The sequence below is a fragment of the Mesorhizobium sp. M7A.F.Ca.CA.002.04.1.1 genome (assembly GCF_004022805.1).
GTDB classification, from domain to species: Bacteria; Pseudomonadota; Alphaproteobacteria; order Rhizobiales; family Rhizobiaceae; genus Mesorhizobium; species Mesorhizobium ciceri.
This window is the reverse complement of sequence record NZ_RZPL01000912.1, coordinates 1-1,929: the sequence shown is the minus strand read 5'-3', so window position 1 is coordinate 1,929 and position 1,929 is coordinate 1. Positions and strand designations below refer to the sequence as shown.

The window sequence follows — 1,929 nt, the reverse complement described above, 5'->3', positions numbered from 1 at the left end:
CCGGAAATACTGTCCGAGCCTCAAGCTCGCCGACCTGCTCCCGCACGAAGCAGGCATCCGCGCGCAAGCCGTGCGCAAGGACGGTGCCCTCATCCATGATTTCCTGTTCGCACAAACGGACCGCATGCTGCACGTCTGCAACGCGCCTTCCCCCGCCGCCACCTCGGCGATCCCGATTGCAGAGATGATTCGAGATCGCCTCATACAGGGCTGCTGAAAATGAGGCGGTACGCACTGGAGCCCAACTGAACGCTGGAGTATCTGCCTTGGCCAAGAAGGGAATTAGGGCACCGGCCGCGGCCAACGCAGCTTTTGCGTCGGAACCAGATCGGCGCACCACCAGGCCAGCAATGCCGCTCCCGGCGAGAGGGTAGCAACTTGGCCTGCGGTTTCCGCAAGCAAAGGTTCCGTGTGGACGACGGCTTTTTTGGCTGCGCAAAGATCTCAGGCGAAACGACGGCTGACGTCATTGGCAGGGTTCGCTCCCGGCTGACCGCCATTTTGTCGACCGTCATAGCTGGACGGCCTCCCTATGGCACCAGAATGGTACACGTCCATAAGACGCACCGACACCCAAGCCAGCCTAGCTAACCAGAAGCCTTTAAGTCTTTGAAATTATGTCTCTATTTATGGTACCGTTGGCTGGGATCGAACCAGCGACCTCCGGATCCACAATCCGGCGCTCTAACCATCTGAGCTACAACGGCACGTTGCCTGAGCGGATCGAAACAGAAACTCATCCGCCGCTCTGTCGTTCGGCGATGCGTCCTTACGGGCTTATGGATTCTAATTCAAGGCTTTTGGAAAGCAAAGGTCACTTCCCCACATCGGCGCGGCATTCGCCCGGCAAGAAGGCGCAGGCAAGGACCAGGCGACGGACAAAGAAAAAGGCCGGCGGGAGGAGGTGCCGGCCTTTTCCTGTTACGAGCCAGCGGGAGGAGGTGCTGGCTGGTCACCCCGGGGAGCAGAGGGAGGAGGTTCCACTCACCGGGTATTCCTTGATGGCTGCCATCATACACCTGATCGTTTTTAAGAAAATGCGACCTTTTGTTGCATCTTCAGATCATGCGCAAATGTTAGGCAACCTTGATTTCCTTCATCGCCTTCTCGAAGGCGGTCTTGATCGGCTTGGAGACGTCCTCGGCGGCCTTGGAGGCAACGGCCTGGAAGTCCTTGGCCTGCTCGACGGTCGATTCGACGCGCTTGCGCAGGAAGGCGGTCTGCAGCTCGACGACTTCCGACAGCGACTTGGCGCCGATCAGGGCTTCGAGGTGGGAAAAACCGGCCTCGGCATTGGCACGCAAAGCGGAGATGGTCTTGAGCGACAGGTCGTTGGAAACGGTCTTGGCGGTCTCGTAGGTCGACTCCAGAGCCTTCTGGGTCTCCTCGGCGCCGGTCTTCAGCTTGGCATAAGCCTCTTTCGACTGCTCAACGCCCTTTTCGGCGAAAGCGCGAATCTGGTCAGTGGCCTTGGAAGCGTCGAAGCTCGGGAATTCAACGTTTTCGATCGTCTCGGCGGTCTTGGTCCTGGACATTTTCCATCCTTTTCAGCGGCAGCGGCTTTGACAGAAAGCCGTCTCGTTCATGTATGATGGCAATATAAAGGCAAATTTTGTGCATTGCAATATCTTTGTTGCAGTGCACCATAAATTTCTTTTGGGCCGTTAACCAAGAGCCCAGATTCCAGCCTTTGCACGTTCTGGCTTGTGGACCTTCGCGCCTCCGGCTTTTATTAACAAAGCGTTAACTGCAAAATCGCCGCTCCGTGAGGTCCGCCAAGCGCATGCCGTCCGAATATTCCTTCCTTGATGTCGCCGTGCTCGACGCGGTCCGCCAGCGCTTTGCCGCAGGCGACGCGATCGCGATCCTGTCGGCGGATCTGGAGCAGGTGATCTGGGCCAATGGGCCAGGAGCCGCGATGTTCGGTTA

At 57.9% G+C, this 1,929-nt stretch carries 1 protein-coding gene, 1 tRNA gene and 1 pseudogene; 1 reads left to right on the top strand and 2 read right to left on the bottom strand.

The features are described from left to right. A pseudogene (locus ENZ75_RS30350) lies at positions 1 to 217 on the top strand (L-2-hydroxyglutarate oxidase); the annotation flags it as partial. Positions 218 to 630: 413 nt separating this feature from the next. Here ENZ75_RS30350 and ENZ75_RS30340 read toward each other — a convergent pair. Together ENZ75_RS30340 and ENZ75_RS30335 are read right to left on the bottom strand one after the other, a co-directional pair. Then, positions 631 to 707 (bottom strand) — tRNA-His (locus ENZ75_RS30340). Between the two features lie 369 nt (positions 708 to 1,076). Next, positions 1,077 to 1,535 (bottom strand): phasin, encoded by a 459-nt coding sequence (locus ENZ75_RS30335; RefSeq protein WP_013530255.1) that lies wholly within the window; start codon positions 1,533 to 1,535, stop codon positions 1,077 to 1,079. Between the last annotated feature and the right edge of the window lie 394 nt (positions 1,536 to 1,929).